Source organism: Bradyrhizobium sp. UNPA324, assembly GCF_006658635.1.
Taxonomy (GTDB): Bacteria; Pseudomonadota; Alphaproteobacteria; order Rhizobiales; family Xanthobacteraceae; genus Bradyrhizobium; species Bradyrhizobium nanningense.
On the sequence record NZ_LFJD01000004.1, the window covers coordinates 373,221 to 389,003 of the forward strand.

At 65.2% G+C, this 15,783-nt stretch carries 15 protein-coding genes; 9 read left to right on the forward strand and 6 right to left on the reverse strand.

Going from position 1 to position 15,783, the window contains the following annotated elements:
* Positions 1–192: 192 nt before the first annotated feature.
* The 9 genes from UNPA324_RS01745 (at position 193) to UNPA324_RS01785 (ending at position 8,514) form a co-directional block, all read left to right on the forward strand.
* Positions 193–1,488: a glutamate-5-semialdehyde dehydrogenase gene (locus tag UNPA324_RS01745; RefSeq protein WP_141933156.1), complete on the forward strand. Its 1,296-nt coding sequence runs from the start codon at positions 193–195 to the stop codon at positions 1,486–1,488.
* Positions 1,489–1,508: 20 nt separating this feature from the next.
* Positions 1,509–2,153: a nicotinate-nucleotide adenylyltransferase gene (locus UNPA324_RS01750; protein WP_164936177.1), complete on the forward strand. Its 645-nt coding sequence runs from the start codon at positions 1,509–1,511 to the stop codon at positions 2,151–2,153.
* Positions 2,154–2,361: 208 nt separating this feature from the next.
* Entirely contained in the window at positions 2,362–2,718 is a 357-nt protein-coding gene (gene rsfS / locus UNPA324_RS01755; protein WP_100179365.1) for a ribosome silencing factor, read from the forward strand.
* A 95-nt stretch (positions 2,719–2,813) separates the two neighbouring features.
* Complete coding sequence (gene rlmH, locus UNPA324_RS01760) at positions 2,814–3,296, forward strand: 23S rRNA (pseudouridine(1915)-N(3))-methyltransferase RlmH (protein WP_141933158.1); 483 nt, start codon at positions 2,814–2,816, stop codon at positions 3,294–3,296.
* Between the two features lie 32 nt (positions 3,297–3,328).
* On the forward strand, positions 3,329–4,654 hold the full coding sequence (locus UNPA324_RS01765) for a murein hydrolase activator EnvC family protein (RefSeq protein ID WP_128918838.1): 1,326 nt from the start codon (positions 3,329–3,331) through the stop codon (positions 4,652–4,654).
* Positions 4,651–6,009: a S41 family peptidase gene (locus tag UNPA324_RS01770; RefSeq protein ID WP_128918839.1), complete on the forward strand. Its 1,359-nt coding sequence runs from the start codon at positions 4,651–4,653 to the stop codon at positions 6,007–6,009. Before UNPA324_RS01765 ends, UNPA324_RS01770 begins: the two co-directional genes overlap by 4 nt.
* A gap of 147 nt (positions 6,010–6,156) precedes the next feature.
* Positions 6,157–7,365 carry a divergent polysaccharide deacetylase family protein gene (locus UNPA324_RS01775; RefSeq protein ID WP_141933160.1) on the forward strand — a complete coding sequence of 403 codons (1,209 nt, stop codon included), beginning with the start codon at positions 6,157–6,159 and terminating at the stop codon, positions 7,363–7,365.
* A gap of 77 nt (positions 7,366–7,442) precedes the next feature.
* Positions 7,443–7,949: an RNA pyrophosphohydrolase gene (locus UNPA324_RS01780; RefSeq protein ID WP_128918841.1), complete on the forward strand. Its 507-nt coding sequence runs from the start codon at positions 7,443–7,445 to the stop codon at positions 7,947–7,949.
* Between the two features lie 64 nt (positions 7,950–8,013).
* Positions 8,014–8,514 (forward strand): RNA pyrophosphohydrolase, encoded by a 501-nt coding sequence (locus UNPA324_RS01785; protein ID WP_141933162.1) that lies wholly within the window; start codon positions 8,014–8,016, stop codon positions 8,512–8,514.
* A 141-nt stretch (positions 8,515–8,655) separates the two neighbouring features.
* Here UNPA324_RS01785 and UNPA324_RS01790 read toward each other — a convergent pair whose 3' ends face one another.
* The 6 genes from UNPA324_RS01790 to UNPA324_RS01815 form a co-directional block, all read right to left on the reverse strand.
* The gene (locus UNPA324_RS01790) at positions 8,656–10,314 is read right to left on the reverse strand and encodes an adenylate/guanylate cyclase domain-containing protein (RefSeq protein ID WP_141933164.1); all 1,659 of its coding nucleotides are present in this window, start codon (positions 10,312–10,314) and stop codon (positions 8,656–8,658) included.
* Between the two features lie 149 nt (positions 10,315–10,463).
* Entirely contained in the window at positions 10,464–10,871 is a 408-nt protein-coding gene (locus UNPA324_RS01795; protein ID WP_128918843.1) for a F0F1 ATP synthase subunit epsilon, read from the reverse strand.
* Positions 10,872–10,963: 92 nt separating this feature from the next.
* A complete protein-coding gene (gene atpD, locus UNPA324_RS01800) occupies positions 10,964–12,397 on the reverse strand; it encodes a F0F1 ATP synthase subunit beta (protein WP_128918844.1) in 1,434 nt (477 codons plus the stop codon).
* 81 nt (positions 12,398–12,478) lie between these two features.
* On the reverse strand, positions 12,479–13,351 hold the full coding sequence (locus UNPA324_RS01805) for a F0F1 ATP synthase subunit gamma (RefSeq protein WP_128918845.1): 873 nt from the start codon (positions 13,349–13,351) through the stop codon (positions 12,479–12,481).
* Between the two features lie 145 nt (positions 13,352–13,496).
* On the reverse strand, positions 13,497–15,026 hold the full coding sequence (atpA, locus tag UNPA324_RS01810; RefSeq protein ID WP_128918846.1) for a F0F1 ATP synthase subunit alpha: 1,530 nt from the start codon (positions 15,024–15,026) through the stop codon (positions 13,497–13,499).
* Positions 15,026–15,586 (reverse strand): F0F1 ATP synthase subunit delta, encoded by a 561-nt coding sequence (locus UNPA324_RS01815; RefSeq protein ID WP_141933166.1) that lies wholly within the window; start codon positions 15,584–15,586, stop codon positions 15,026–15,028. Before UNPA324_RS01815 ends, atpA begins: the two co-directional genes overlap by 1 nt.
* Positions 15,587–15,783 lie beyond the last annotated feature (197 nt).

The following is a 15,783-nucleotide window of genomic DNA, read 5'->3' on the forward strand; positions in this document are numbered from 1 at the left end:
GCCTGTCCCGGGCATCCACGTTCTTCGCGCCGAAAAGCCGTGGATGGCCGGGTCAAGCCCGGCCATGACGTCGAGGTTGGCCAATGGCCTAGTTGCACTAACGTGACGGGAGACCTGCCATACCCTCCCCGCCCTTCGCAAAAGCGGGATTTCCGTGCTAGGACACCGCCTTAGCAGAAGGTTTTGACCCCCATGGCCGCCCCCCTCAAAGCTGTCGACGGCAATGCCGATCTTCAGGCCCTGATGTCCGATCTCGGGAGCCGGGCCCGCGCTGCGGCGCGCGTGCTGGCGCTGGCGCCGCCGGAGCAGAAGAACCGGGCGCTGGAGGCCATGGTGCGGGCGATCCGTCAGCAAGCTGCGGCGATCCTCGCGGCCAATGCCGAGGACGTCGCCGAAGCCCGCGCCTCCGGCAACGCCACCTCGTCCTTCATCGACCGCCTGACGCTGACGCCGGCGCGCATCGAGGGCATGGCCGAGGGCATCGGCATCGTGCGCGGTATCGCCGATCCCGTCGGCATCGTCACTGAGAGCTGGCAGCGGCCGAACGGCATGACCATCGAGCGCGTGCGCGTGCCGCTCGGCGTCGTCGGCGTCATCTTCGAGAGCCGGCCGAACGTCGCCGCGGACGCCGGCGTGCTGTGCCTGAAATCCGGCAATGCCGTGATCCTGCGCGGCGGCTCGGACAGTTTCCGTTCGTGCCGGGCGATCCATGCATGCCTGGTGCAGGGCCTGCGCGAAGCCGGCCTGCCCGAGGCTGCGATCACGCTGGTGCCGACGCGCGACCGCGCCGCGGTCGGCATGATGCTGTCAGGATTGAATGGCGCGATCGACGTGATCGTGCCTCGCGGAGGAAAAAGCCTCGTCGCGCGCATCGAGCAAGAAGCGCGCGTGCCTGTCTTCGCGCATCTCGAAGGCGTCAATCACGTCTATGTCGATGCCAGCGCCGATCTCGCCATGGCGAAGTCGATCGTGCTCAACGCAAAAATGCGCCGCACCGGCGTCTGCGGCGCGGCCGAGACGCTGCTGGTCGATCGCGCGGCTGTTGCGAAGAATCTGAAACCGCTGGTCGAGATGCTGTTAGATGCCGGCTGCGAAGTGCGCGGCGACGACGCGGTACAGAAAACGGACCCGCGCGTAAGACCCGCCAGCGAAGACGATTGGGACACCGAATATCTCGACGCGATCATCGCGGCGAAGGTGGTGGACGGCGTCGACGGCGCGATCGCGCACATCCAGAACCACGGCTCGCATCACACCGATGCGATCGTGAGCGCCGATGAGGCTGCCGCGAAGAAATTCCTCAGCGAGGTCGATTCCGCAATCGTGCTGCACAACGCCTCGACGCAGTTCGCCGATGGCGGCGAGTTCGGCTTCGGTGCCGAGATCGGCATCGCCACCGGCCGATTCCATGCCCGCGGGCCTGTCGGCGCCGAGCAATTGACGAGCTTCAAATATCGCGTCCACGGCACCGGGCAGACCCGGCCGTAAACGTCGCGAGGCGCGGGGCATTGAGCAACAATTTCGTCTTGCCGCGTTCCGTGGCGCAAGCGGCTCCGCCCCACACGGAGGGCATGCGCATCGGCCTGCTCGGCGGCTCGTTCAATCCGCCGCATCAGGCGCATCGCGCCATCAGCCAGTTCGCGCTCAAGCGATTGCAGCTCGATCGGGTCTGGTGGCTGGTCACCCCCGGCAATCCGCTGAAGGAGAACGGCACGCTGCATGAGCTCGGCGCGCGCATGCGGGCCGCGCGCGAGGTCGCGAACGATCCGCGCATCGAGGTCAGCTGTCTCGAATCCGTCATCCGTACGCGCTACACTATCGACACGATCAACACCTTGCGCCGCCGCTTCTCGGGCCTGCGCTTTGTCTGGATCATGGGCGCTGACAATCTCGCTCAATTCCACCTTTGGCAGGACTGGCGGCGCATCGCCGCCCAGGTGCCGGTCGCAGTCATCGACCGTCCGCCGCAGAGCTTTCGCGCCCTCGCCTCCCCCGCAGCCCAGGCGTTATCGCGCTACCGTCTGCCCGAGGATAAGGCGGCCCTGCTTGCGGATCGGCCAGCGCCGGCCTGGGTATTTCTGACCGGATTGAAGCTGAATCTGTCCTCGACGGGCCTGCGGAACCCGGACGGGAGCTGGAAGGGAACGACGTGAGACGGAGGGGACGAAGGTGGTGTGGACTTCCGCCTCTCTGGCATATTGAAACCCTTAACCCCACATGATGTAGTGTAGCCGGTGGGCGCCGGATTCGGCGTTCGCGATACAGTGAAAGGAATGGTCCCTGACCACATCTGTATTGTCCAAGTCTGTTTTACCCAAGGTTGCCAAGCCGACGCGTAAAACATCGACCAAAGCTGCGGCCTTGAAGGCGCAACCCGACGCCGACAAGACGCTGAGCCTGATCCTCTCCCGCCTCGAGGACATGAAGGCGGAAGAGACGGTCACCATCGACCTTCGCGGCAAATCGGCGTACTCCGACTACATGATCGTCACCACGGGCCGGGCCAACCGGCACGTCGGCGCGATCGCGGAAAACGTCACCAAGAGCCTGAAGGAAAACGGTATCAAGAACATCCATGTCGAGGGCTTGCCCAATTGCGACTGGGTGCTGATCGATTCCGGCGACGTGATCGTGCACGTATTCAGACCCGAAGTCCGCGAGTTCTACAATCTCGAGCGATTGTACACTCAGGGCCCAGGGGCGGCGAAGGCGATCTAGGCTCATCGGGCCGATTTCGAATCGGCTGACGCGCATGCTAGCGTCGTGCGCGCGCATCATGCGCGCGGTGTTGAAAACGCGACCCTGAAGAGATCATGCGTGTTGCTGTCATTGCGGTGGGCCGGCTGAAGCAGGGCCCCGAACGGGAGCTTGCCGACCGCTATTTCGAGCGCTTCGAGGAGGCCGGCCGCAGGCTCGGATTCCGCGAGCTCAGCATCCACGAAATCCCCGAGAGCCGCGCGCGCGACACTGCGACGCGGATGAGCGAAGAGGCCGCGGCGATCGCCGCGCATATTCCGGAAAAATCGATCCTGGTGGCGCTGGACGAGCGCGGCCAGAATCTCGATTCCACCGTATTCGCACGGCATCTTGCGCGCTGGCGGGACGAAGGCGCCGGACATACTATCTTCGTGATCGGAGGGGCGGACGGACTTTCGCCCGAATTGCGCCGTAAGGCCAAGCTCGCGATCGCGTTCGGCTCTGCGACCTGGCCGCACCAAATGGTCCGCGTCATGCTTCTGGAACAGCTTTACCGGGCCGCCACCATTCTGGCCGGCCACCCCTATCACCGCGCGTGATGCGCGCCACAACGAGCACCTTTGCCGACACGATGCGAGCGCCGCTCCTCAACCTGTTGCTGATCACAAGCGTTGCCGGCACAAGCCTCGCGCAAGCTCAGACGGCGACCCCGGCGCCCCAGACCGCAGCCGTCTCGCCCGATGCCATCAAGCAGCGCGAGCAGGAGCTGGAAGCCGCCCGCGCCAGGCAGAAGAGCGCGGAGGAAGCACAGGCCAAGCTCAAGGCCGAGATCACCGCGCTCGGCCAGGACCGCACCCAGCTCAATCAGCAGCTGATCGACACCGCCGCCAATGTGCGCGCCGTGGAGACCAAGATCGACGATACGGAGGCGCGGCTGCGAAACCTGAACGGCCGCGAGCAGGAGATGCGCGCGTCGCTGGATTCGCGCCGCGCCGACATCGTCGAGGTGCTGGCGGCATTGCAGCGGGCCGGACGGCGAACGCCGCCGGCGCTGCTGGTGCGGCCCGAAGATGCGCTGCAATCCTTACGCACGGCGATGCTGCTCGGCGCCGTGGTGCCGGAATTGCGCGGCCGCGCCGAAAAGATCGCAAGCGAGCTCGGCGAACTCGTTGCCTTGCGCAAGACCATCGCCACCGAGCGCGACCAGCTCGCCTCGGACCGCGACCGGGTCCGCAGCGACCAGACCCGGCTCACGGCCTTGGTCGACGAGCGGCAGCGCCAGCAGGCGGCGCGCGAAAAAGATCTCAACGCCGAAAACTCGCGCGCGATCATGCTTTCAAAGCAGGTCGGCGATCTCCAGGGCCTGATCACCAAGATGGAGCAGGATCTGCAAAGCGCCGCCAAGGCCGCTGAGAAGGCCGCCGAGGCCGCAAAGCAGGCCGAGGCCAAGGCGGCCGCCAGCGCCAAGTCAGGTCCGGGCGCATTCAAGGACCGGTCCCGGACCACCCCCGCGATCGCCTTTGCCTCGGCTAGGGGTCTCCTGCCGCTTCCGGTTAATGGTAACAAGATCAGGGATTTTGGCGGTTCCGACGGGGTCGGCGGGGTCCAGAAAGGCATTTCGCTGGCAACCAAGCCAGGCTCCCAGGTCACAACGCCGTGTGACGGCTGGGTGGTCTATTCCGGCCCGTTCCGCAGCTATGGACAACTCTTGATCCTCAATGCCGGGGGCGGGTATCATGTCCTGATCGCCGGTATGGAGCGTATTTCGGTCAACATCGGACAGTTTGTGCTCACGGGGGAGCCGGTCGCGACCATGGGGTCGACATCTCAAGTCGCCTCCATTCTCGCGACGAACGCGAGTCAACCTGTGCTGTATGTCGAGTTCCGTAAGGACGGCACTCCAATCGATCCAGGCCCATGGTGGGCCGCAAATGAAGGCGAGAAGGTTCGCGGATGATGCGCAAGACTTCAGTAATCCTCCTCAGCGCAGCCACCGGTGCGGCGCTGACGCTGTTCGTGACCCAGCCCCGCGCGGTGTTCATGGGCTCCAGCGCGCGAGCGGCCACTGCGGACACCTATCGCCAGCTCAATCTGTTCGGCGACGTCTTCGAGCGCGTGCGCTCCGACTATGTCGAGAAGCCCGACGACACCAAGCTGATCGAATCCGCCATCAGCGGCATGCTCACTGGCCTCGATCCGCATTCGAGCTACATGGACGCCAAGAGCTTCCGCGACATGCAGGTGCAGACGCGCGGTGAGTTCGGCGGCCTCGGCATCGAAGTCACGATGGAAGACGGCCTCATCAAAGTGGTCTCGCCGATCGACGACACGCCGGCCTCGCGCGCCGGCGTCATGGCCAACGACATCATCACCAATCTCGACGACGAGGCGGTGCAGGGCCTGACCCTGAACCAGGCGGTCGAGAAGATGCGCGGCCCGGTCAACACCAAGATCAAGCTCAAGATCATCCGCAAGGGTCAGGACAATCCGATCGACGTCACCCTGGTGCGCGACAACATCCGCGTCCGCTCGGTGCGCGCGCGCGTCGAGCAGGACGACATCGCCTATATCCGCATCACCACCTTCAACGAGCAGACCACCGAAGGCCTGAAGCGCGAGGTCACCAACCTCTCGAATCAGATCGGCGACAAGCTCAAGGGCTACATCATCGACCTGCGCAACAATCCGGGCGGCCTGCTCGAGGAAGCGGTCACCGTCTCCGACTCCTTCCTGGAGAAGGGCGAGATCGTCTCGACCCGCGGCCGCAATGCCGAGGAGACCCAGCGCCGCACCGCGCATGCGGGCGACCTCACCAAGGGCAAGCCGGTCATCGTGCTGGTCAATGGCGGCTCGGCCTCGGCGTCGGAGATCGTCGCCGGCGCGCTGCAGGACCACAAGCGCGCGACCATCGTCGGCACCCGCTCGTTCGGCAAGGGCTCGGTGCAGACCATCATTCCGCTCGGCTCGGGCAACGGCGCGCTGCGGCTGACCACGGCGCGCTATTACACGCCGTCCGGCAAATCGATCCAGGCCAAGGGCATCGTTCCCGACATCGAAGTGCTGCAGGACGTGCCGGACGAGCTGAAGGCGCGCACCGACACCAAGGGCGAGGCTTCGCTGCGCGGCCATCTCAAGAACGACGGCGACGAGAAGACCGGCTCGCAGTCCTACGTCCCGCCGGACGCCAAGGACGACAAGGCGCTCAAGCTCGCCGGCGACCTGCTCCACGGCATCAAGAACAGCGCCTCGGCGGCGCCCACGCCTGGCGGCGACACCAAGGCCACGACCGACAAGCCCAAAGCGGCGAACTAGGTCGGCGTCTCACGCGATCCCAACGCAAAGGGCGGCTCCCGGAGCCGCCCTTTTTGCTTGGGAACTCCTGGCATCCCCGGCCTATCCCGGCCTGCCGCCGCTTGACCTCGGCGTGGTATCGTCATTCGCAGTGATTCGGGATCGCGCATGACTGAAACGGCCGATGATCTGAGCGCCCCGCTCGGACAGGACAAGCCGCGCCGGAAACGCCGGCTGCGGCTGCCGTTCACGGCCATGCAGCTGCTCGCCGTCCTGCTCGGCCTGTTCCTGGTCACCTTTGCCGGCTTCGCCATCTTCAACAAGGATCCGCTCGGCGGCGAGCCGATGACACGGATTGCGATCAAGCCGATCGACAAGGCAGCGGACGAGAAGCCGGCCGCCGCTCAGGACAGCAAGCACAAGACCAAGGAAGCGCCGAAGCAGGCCGCTCCCGGCGAGCAGAAGACCGTCACCATGATCGACGGCTCCACAGGCGCCCGCCACGACGTGGTGATCGGTGCCGGCGAAGCCGCCGATAAGGGCGATGCCGCAGCGTCAGCCCCGCCGGCGGTCATGGCCGGGATCGACCAGAAGCTGCTGGAGAAGTCCCGCTACGGCATGATCCCCATGGTCGCCGGCGATCTGAAGCCGTTCAATGTCTATGCGGCGGAGGCTGATCGCGCCAAGGCCGCCAAGATGCCGGTGGTCGCCATCGTGATTGGCGGCCTCGGCGTCGGCGCCGCCAAGACCACCGACGCCATCATGAAGCTGCCGGGGGCGGTGACGCTGGCCTTCACGCCCTATGGCGCCGATCCCGGCAAGCTCGCCGAACGGGCCCGCGCGCAGCGCCACGAGATCTTCCTGCAGATCCCGATGGAGCCCTACGATTTTCCCGACAACGACCCGGGTCCGCAGACGCTGCTGACCTCGCTCAGCGCCGACCAGAACATGGACCGCCTGTACTGGCATCTGAGCCGGATGCAGGGCTATGCCGGCATCGCCAATTTCATGGGTGCGCGCTTCATCGCGACCGAGCCGGCGATGCAGCCGATCATCCGCGAGGCCGCCAAGCGGGGCCTCGGCTTCTTCGACGACGGCTCCTCACCCCGCAGCATCGCAGCCCAGGCGGCAGCGAACCAGGCCATGCCGTTCGGCAAGGGCGACATCGCGATCGACGTGGTGCCGACGGCGACCGAGATCGACCGCGCCCTGAACAAGCTCGAATCGGCGGCACGCGAGCGCGGCATCGCCGTCGGCACGGCCTCCGCCCTCCCGGTCTCGATCGACCGCATCGCCGCCTGGACCAAGACATTGGGCGACCGGGGTATTCTTTTGGTGCCATTGACAACCGCGATGCTGAAATCAAAATCCAGCTAAATCAACAAATTGGTACGGCGCTTGTCCTGGCGGGGGCGGGTCAAGCCGTACCGGCAGCATGCGAGAGGTCTGGCGGAATGGCGCGTTACGAGGATCTGCCCTACCGGACCTGTGTCGGCGTGATGCTGATCAACACAAAGGGACTGGTGTTCATCGGCCGCCGCGCCGGCGGCATCGAACATGTCGACGACACCCATGTCTGGCAGATGCCGCAAGGCGGCGTCGATCCCGGCGAGGACACCTGGGAAGCCGCCAAGCGCGAGCTCTATGAGGAGACCAGCGTGCGCTCGGTCGAGCGGCTCGGCGAGGTCCCGGACTGGCTCACTTACGACATTCCGCGCACGGTCGCCGGACGCGCCTGGAAGGGCCGCTACCGCGGCCAGCGCCAGAAATGGTACGCGGTGCGCTTCACCGGCAAGGACAGCGAGATCAACGTCGAAAAGCCCGGCGGCGGCGGCCACAAGGCCGAATTCGTCAGCTGGCGCTGGGAGCCGATGAAGAATCTGACCGGGCTGATCATTCCGTTCAAGCGCCCGGTCTATGAGCGCGTGGTGCAGGAATTTTCCGCGCTGGCGGAGGATTAATTCAGATCGCCGTTCCGGGTTCGGTGCTAAGGCATCGCCTGGAAAGACGACGAGAGATGCGCGCGTGACTGATCAAAAACCCTACCGCCCCAACGTGGGCATCGCCCTCTTCAATGCCGACGGCCGCGTGCTGATCGGCCACCGCTTCAAGGGCGATGGCCCTGAGATCATCCTGCCCGGGCTCGACTGGCAGATGCCGCAGGGCGGCGTCGACGAGGGCGAGAACCTGCGTGATGCCGCGATGCGCGAGCTCTGGGAGGAGACCAGCGTCGTCAGCGCCGACTATCTCGGCGAGACCGATTGGTTCACTTACGAATTCCCGCCTTACGACGGCCCGCAGACGCATCGCCTGGCGAAATTCCGCGGCCAGCGGCAAAAATGGTTCGCGCTGCGCTTCACCGGCCGCGACGACGAGATCGACCCGCTGACGCCCCGCAACGGCCAGCCCGCAGAGTTCGACGCCTGGCGTTGGGAGCGCCTCGACCGTGTCGCCGATCTCGTGGTGCCGTTCCGGCGGGACGTTTACCGTGCTGTGGCCCAGCACTTCGCGCCCTTCGGAAACTAAAACCGCGAAACAACCCCATGCACAGTAGAACGGGGTTGAAATCGTTGAGATATTTTCGCCGGAAATTTGCGGTTGGAGAGAGCCCCACTCTCTCATTCCCTCCGCCGTCGCGGCGTCGGTCGAGGCTCGTCACATTGAGAGCTAATTCGCAGGTCCCACCGTGAATGGGCCGATCGCGATGACGTGGCAATCGCTGTCGCGCTTGGCGCAGTCGCCGAGGGCGGAATTGACGGCGGCCTGCTCGTCGGCGGCCTTGAGGCCGAGGCCGGGCCGGCCGGCGGTGCCGACGGCGACCGCATTCCAGCCCATGGCGTCGCCGAGCTTGCGCACCACCTCGCCGCGCGCATCGGCCAGGATCGAGGCGTTGGAGGCGGCATGGAAGAAGCCGGTGATCCTGAACAGGGTCGGGATCGGCACGACGAAATTGTCGTCGGCCGCGACGACCATGCACGCGACGCCGGCGATCGCGCCGCACGATTCCAGCGACCGCCGCGCCGCCTCCTCGGCGGATGAGGCGCCGAGCACCATGAAATATTGTCCGCCCGGGCCGAGCGCGACCGAGCGGGATTTCGCCGCCGGCACGAATATGTTCTCGATCCGCACTTTCTGCGGCTCGCGCACGATCGGAAAATCCTTAGACGCGAAGGCCCGCTCGGTCATCGCATCATGCCGGACGTAGGGCGGCGGCGGCATCGGCGGCTTGCCGTGGGTGTAGACGATCGTGTTGCCGACGGCATAGAGCTCGCAGCGCCGCGGCGATTGCGCGGCATCGGCGCGCTTCTGGCACTGCTCGAGCGCGGCGTTGCGCGCGGCCTCCTCGCTTGCCTGGTTCAGCGCCGAGCCGGTGAAGCCGCCGACATTGAGCGCGAAGGCCTTGTAATCGCCGGCAGTGGAATAGTCGCCGGCGAGGAAATTGCGCACGCGCTCGTTGATGAAGGGCACGCTATCCGCCGCAAGCTTGCCGGCCATCGGCGATGCCGATGGCGAGGGCACCGGCGTTGGTGCCGTCGGGGCGCCGGCATTGGGCGGTGCCATCGGCGCCTTGGCCAGCTGGGTCGGCGTTGGGCTCGACGCCGCGGCACTCGACGTCGGTGTTGCGCTGGGCGTCACGGCCGGCGCCGCTGCGACATTCGCGGTCTGCTTGAGCTTGGTGTTGTAGAGAGAGCCGGTGACACCGATGCCGACGATCGAGACCACCGCGACCGCCAGCGGCCACATCCACACCGGGGCGGCGGCGAGCTTGGAGGCCGGCTTCTTCAGCTGCGGCTTGCCATAGCTCCCGTCCTCGCGCCGCATCGCCACCATGTAGGCGTGCACCGGCGTCGGGATATTCTTCACCTCCTGCGCGCCGATATCGGCAAACTGTACCGAGAGCTTGTTGGCGACCTGCTCGTGCACCGCGCGCGAGACGCAGATGCCGCCGACCTCGGCGAGCCCTTCCAGCCTTGCCGCGATGTTGACGCCGTCGCCCAGCAGATCGCCGTCGCGCTCGACCACGTCGCCGATGGTGATGCCGATGCGGAACGACATCTGCCGGCTCGGCGGATAGGCCATGTTGCGGGTACGCAAGCTTTCCTGGATGTCGATCGCGCAGCGCACCGCATCGACGGCGCTGGGGAATTCCGCGAGCACGGCGTCGCCGGCCGTGTTGAAGATGCGCCCGCTGGCCCTGGCGATGAAATCGTCGACGACCTCGCGATAGGAGGCCAGGCGCCGCAGCGTCTCCTCCTCGTCTTCCGCGACCAGCCTCGAGTAACCGGCAATATCGGCTGCGAAGATCGCTGCGATCTTGCGTTTCATCTGCGCCCCGCCCCGGGAACAACATTCACAAGGAGAATGCCGCGATCGGTAGCACGGTGCAACAAAGTTTCAGCGCCCGCCACGGTCGGTGACGAGCGCTGAATCTATTCAGAAATTTCGAGCTTGGCCCCGGAGCGGTGCCCCGGGGCTTAGTGCATAGCCGTCGAGTTGAGCTGCTGCTGGATGCTCTTGAAGTGGTCGAGCCGCTCGATCGCGTGATCGAGTTCGCCGCCTTCGTGCTCCTTCAGCCCCTCTTCCATCTCCGCGATCGTCTCGGCGAACTGGGCGCGGTCGAGCTCGGCCAGCGACGTCGCGACGTCGGCGAGCACGGTCAGGCCCCTTTCGGAGACTTCGGCGAGGCCGCCGAGCACGATGACTTTCTCGTGGCGGCCAGCGGTGCTGATGGTGAGAATGCCGGGGCGGATCGCCGCGACGACCGGCGCATGCCCGGCCAGCACGCCGAAGTCACCCTCGACGCCGGGGATGTCGACCTGATCAACCTCGCCCGAGAAGGCGAGCTTTTCCGGAGACACGAGATCGAAATGGAAGGTGGCCATGGTGTACCTGCGAGTAGCGAATAGCGAATGGCGAGTGGCGAACCGAGGGGGAGCAGCGAATCTATTCGCTACTCCCTATTCGCCATTCGCCCTTAGGCCGCCTCAGCAGCCAGCTTCTTGCCCTTCTCGACGGCCTCTTCGATGGTGCCGACCATGTAGAAGGCGGCTTCCGGCAGGTGGTCGTACTTGCCTTCCACCAGGCCCTTGAAGCCCTTGATGGTGTCGGCGAGGTCGACGAACTTGCCCGGCGAGCCCGTGAAGATTTCGGCGACGTGGAACGGCTGCGACATGAAGCGCTCGACCTTGCGGGCGCGAGCCACGGTCAGCTTGTCCTCTTCCGAAAGCTCGTCCATGCCGAGAATGGCGATGATGTCCTGGAGCGCCTTGTAGCGCTGCAGCACCTGCTGGACCTGACGGGCGACCGTGTAATGCTCCTCGCCGACGACGTGCACCTGCAACATGCGCGAGGTCGAGTCGAGCGGGTCCACCGCCGGGTAGATGCCCTTTTCGGCGATCGAGCGCGACAGCGTGGTGGTCGCGTCAAGATGCGCGAACGAGGTCGCCGGCGCCGGGTCGGTCAAGTCGTCGGCCGGAACGTAGATGGCCTGCACCGAGGTGATCGAGCCCTTCTGCGTGGTGGTGATGCGCTCCTGCAGCGCGCCCATGTCGGTGGCGAGCGTCGGCTGATAACCCACCGCCGACGGAATACGGCCGAGCAGCGCCGACACTTCCGAGCCGGCCTGGGTGAAGCGGAAGATGTTGTCGACGAAGAACAGCACGTCCTGGCCCTGGTCGCGGAAGTCTTCCGCGATGGTGAGGCCGGTGAGCGCGACGCGGGCGCGGGCGCCGGGCGGCTCGTTCATCTGACCGAACACCAGCGCGCACTTCGACTTCACGCTCGGATCGGGGTTCTTCGGATCTGCGTTGACCTTGGACTCGATGAACTCGTGATAGAGGTCGTTGCCCTCGCGGGTGCGCTCGCCGACGCCGGCGAATACCGAGTAACCGCCGTGCGCCTTGGCGACGTTGTTGATCAGCTCCTGAATCAGCACGGTCTTGCCGACGCCGGCGCCGCCAAACAGGCCGATCTTGCCGCCCTTTGCATATGGAGCAAGAAGATCGACGACCTTGATGCCGGTGACGAGAATCTCAGCTTCAGTCGACTGGTCGGTGTAGGTCGGCGCTTCCTGGTGGATGGCGCGCAGGCCTTCGGTCTTGACGGGACCGGCTTCGTCGATCGGCTCGCCGATGACGTTGATGATGCGACCCAGCGTGCCTTCGCCGACGGGAACGCGGATCGGAGCGCCGGTGTCGGTCACTTCCTGGCCGCGGACCAGACCTTCGGTGGTGTCCATCGCGATCGTGCGGACCGTGGACTCGCCGAGATGCTGGGCGACTTCGAGCACCAGGCGGTTGCCGCCGTTCTTGGTCTCGAGCGAATTGAGAATGGCCGGGAGGTGGCCTTCGAATTGCACGTCGACGACGGCGCCGATGACCTGGGTGACGCGACCGACCTGGGCTGCCATTGAATGTCTCCTTCGATCCGAACTTCTAAGCCACGGTCTACGACCGGGATGTTGGGTTGAGTGGGTACTGAAGCGTCTTGATCAGACGGCCTCGGCGCCCGAGATGATTTCGATCAGTTCCTTGGTGATCTGCGCCTGACGCGTGCGGTTGTAGACCAGCGTCTGCTTGCGGATCATCTCACCGGCGTTGCGCGTCGCGTTGTCCATCGCGCTCATCTGCGCGCCGTAGAACGAGGCGTTGTTCTCGAGCAGCGCGCGGAAGATCTGGACCGCGAGATTGCGCGGCAGAAGACGGGCGAGGATCTCGTCCTCTTCCGGCTCGTATTCGTAAGACGTCGTGTTGGCGGCAGCGCCCTCCTCGACCACCAGCGGAATGATCTGCTGGGCGGTCGGGATCTGCGCGATCACCGAGCGGAAGCGCGAATAGAACAGCGTGCAGACGTCGAATTCACCGTTGTCGAAACGCGCCAGCACCTTCTTGGCGATGTCCTCGGCATTGACGAAGCCGAGCTGGCGGACGCTGCGCAGGTCGAGATGCTCGACGATCTGCTTGTCGAACTGGCGGCGCAGCTGCTCGTAACCCTTGCGGCCGACGCAGAAGAACTTCACGTCCTTGCCCTGCGCCATCAGCGCCAAAGCGCGCTCGCGGGCGAGGCGCACGATCGACGAGTTGAAGGCGCCGGACAGGCCGCGCTCGCCGGTGCAGACCAGCAGCAGGTGAACCTGGTCCCTGCCGGTGCCGGCCAGCAGCACCGGCGCGCCGGGTGAGCCCGCGGCGGCGCTGGCGATGTTGGAGATCACCGCGCTCATCTTGTCGGCATAGGGACGCGCAGCTTCGGCGGCGGTCTGCGCGCGGCGCAGCTTCGAGGCCGCGACCATCTGCATGGCCTTGGTGATCTTTTGCGTCGCCTTGGTGGAGGCGATGCGGACGCGCATGTCTTTAAGTGACGCCATTCTTCGTTCACCCCGGCGATTCGACTGAAGCGTCGGACCGCTAGCCTGTCCCTACCGCAATGCCCGGCCGGGCGCCGGGCACGCTTCTTATTGGTTCGCCTCTCGCGAAGCGGTCATGGCCGGACGGATCCGGCCATGCTTGCCGTTACGCGAAGCTCTTCGCAAAGCCTTCGACCACCGACTTCAGCTTGCCGGCGGTGTCGTCGGAGAGGTCGCGGCTGTCGCGGATCGCGTTGAGGATGTCGACGTGCTTGCCGCGCAGCAGCGACAGCAGACCGTCCTCGAACGCACGCACCTTGTTGACCGGAAGCGGATCGAGATAGCCGTTGGTGCCGGCCCAGATCACGCAGACCTGCTCTTCCATCTTCAGCGGCGAGAATTGCGGCTGCTTCAGGAGTTCGGTGAGGCGCGAGCCGCGGTTCAGCAGGCGCTGGGTCGAGGCGTCGAGGTCGGAGCCGAACTGCGCGAACGCCGCCATTTCGCGGTACTGCGCGAGCTCGCCCTTGATCTTGCCGGCAACCTTCTTGGTGGCCTTGGTCTGCGCCGACGAACCAACGCGCGACACCGACAGACCGACGTTCACCGCGGGACGGATGCCCTGGAAGAACAGGTCAGTCTCCAGAAAGATCTGGCCGTCGGTGATCGAGATGACGTTGGTCGGGATGTAGGCCGAGACGTCGTTGGCCTGGGTTTCGATGACCGGCAGCGCCGTCAGCGAGCCCGAGCCCTGGTCCTTGTTCAGCTTCGCCGCGCGCTCGAGCAGGCGGGAGTGCAGATAGAACACGTCGCCCGGATAGGCTTCGCGGCCCGGCGGGCGGCGCAGCAGCAGCGACATCTGGCGGTAGGCGACGGCCTGCTTGGACAGATCGTCATAGATGATGACGGCGTGCATGCCGTTGTCGCGGAAGTACTCGCCCATGGTGCAGCCGGTGAACGGCGCGATGTACTGCATCGGCGCCGGATCCGACGCCGTGGCGGCGACGACGATCGAATATTCGAGCGCGCCCTGCTCTTCCAGCACCTTCACGAACTGAGCAACGGTCGAACGCTTCTGGCCGACCGCGACGTAGACGCAGTACAGCTTGATGTTCTCGTCCGGCTGCGCGTTGAGCGGCTTCTGGTTCAGGATGGTGTCGAGCGCGATCGCGGTCTTGCCGGTCTGACGGTCGCCGATGATCAGCTCGCGCTGGCCACGGCCGATCGGGATCAGGGCATCGATCGCCTTGAGGCCGGTCGCCATCGGCTCGCTCACCGACTTGCGCGGGATGATGCCGGGCGCCTTGACGTCGACGCGCATACGCTTGTCGGCCTGGATCGGACCCTTGCCGTCGATGGGATTGCCGAGCGCGTCGACGACGCGGCCGAGCAGGCCCTTGCCGACCGGCGCGTCCACGATGGCGCGGGTGCGCTTGACGGTCTGGCCTTCCTTGATTTCACGGTCGGCACCGAAAATAACGACACCGACGTTGTCGGTTTCGAGGTTCAGCGCCATGCCGCGGGTGCCGTTCTCGAACTCGACCATTTCACCGGCCTGGACGTTGTCCAGACCGTAGACGCGGGCGATACCGTCGCCGACGGACAGCACCTGTCCGACTTCGGAAACTTCAGCTTCCTGGCCGAAATTCTTGATCTGGTCCTTGAGGATCGCGGAAATTTCCGCGGCGCGGATGTCCATCAGCCTGCCTCTTTCATCGCGTGCTTGATCGAATTGAGTTTGGTGCGAAGCGAACCATCGACCATGCGGCTGCCCAGCTTGACGACAAGGCCACCGATGATCGCGGGATCGACTTTCACGTTCAGCGCGACGTCCTTGCCGGTCACCGACTTCAGGGCAACCTTGAGGGCGTCGAGATTCTTGTCAGAGAGCGCTTCCGCCACGGTCACGTCGGCCGTCGTCTCGCCCTTGAACTTGGCAACGAGGACGCGGTAGGCGCGGATGACATCGGCCACCGCGAACAGGCGGCGGTTGGCGGTCAGCACTTTAAGGAAATTGGCGGAGATCCCGGCAATGCCGGCCTTGTCCAGCACGGCCGCGAGGGCCTTGGACTGGGCGTCGGCCGCGAACACCGGGCTGCGGACGAGGCGCTTGAGATCGGCGCTCTCGTTCAGCAGCGCCTCGAATTTCTCGAGATCGGCTTTGACCTCGTCGACCACTTTCTGGTCGCGGGCCAGTTCGAACAAGGCCGTTGCATAACGGCCGGACACACCGGAAACGGACGTATCTTCTGCAGCCACAGACGCGCTCTTTTTGCTGTCAAACTCGCAAGGGAAAAACCGTCGCCACGAAGCGGCGCCTAGCGATCCAAGCCCTTGGAATTCAAGCGGGACTTCGATTTTCGACCAGCACGGAACGTGCCGGGCTCGTTAAAATCGCGGCTTTGCTAACATAGCAGGCGCGCAGGTGCAACATGACGCCAAATTAAAGGCACGAG

Bases quoted from the DNA above. Each gene is read 5' to 3' on its own strand.
- UNPA324_RS01805 (WP_128918845.1), bottom strand. From the start codon at position 13,351: ATGGCGTCACTTAAAGACATGCGCGTCCGCATCGCCTCCACCAAGGCG.
- UNPA324_RS01775 (WP_141933160.1), top strand. From the start codon at position 6,157: ATGACTGAAACGGCCGATGATCTGAGCGCCCCGCTCGGACAGGACAAG.
- rlmH (WP_141933158.1), top strand. From the start codon at position 2,814: ATGCGTGTTGCTGTCATTGCGGTGGGCCGGCTGAAGCAGGGCCCCGAA.
- UNPA324_RS01790 (WP_141933164.1), bottom strand. From the start codon at position 10,314: ATGAAACGCAAGATCGCAGCGATCTTCGCAGCCGATATTGCCGGTTAC.
- atpD (WP_128918844.1), bottom strand. From the start codon at position 12,397: ATGGCAGCCCAGGTCGGTCGCGTCACCCAGGTCATCGGCGCCGTCGTC.
- atpA (WP_128918846.1), bottom strand. From the start codon at position 15,026: ATGGACATCCGCGCCGCGGAAATTTCCGCGATCCTCAAGGACCAGATC.
- UNPA324_RS01765 (WP_128918838.1), top strand. From the start codon at position 3,329: ATGCGAGCGCCGCTCCTCAACCTGTTGCTGATCACAAGCGTTGCCGGC.
- UNPA324_RS01770 (WP_128918839.1), top strand. From the start codon at position 4,651: ATGATGCGCAAGACTTCAGTAATCCTCCTCAGCGCAGCCACCGGTGCG.
- UNPA324_RS01745 (WP_141933156.1), top strand. From the start codon at position 193: ATGGCCGCCCCCCTCAAAGCTGTCGACGGCAATGCCGATCTTCAGGCC.
- UNPA324_RS01780 (WP_128918841.1), top strand. From the start codon at position 7,443: ATGGCGCGTTACGAGGATCTGCCCTACCGGACCTGTGTCGGCGTGATG.
- UNPA324_RS01795 (WP_128918843.1), bottom strand. From the start codon at position 10,871: ATGGCCACCTTCCATTTCGATCTCGTGTCTCCGGAAAAGCTCGCCTTC.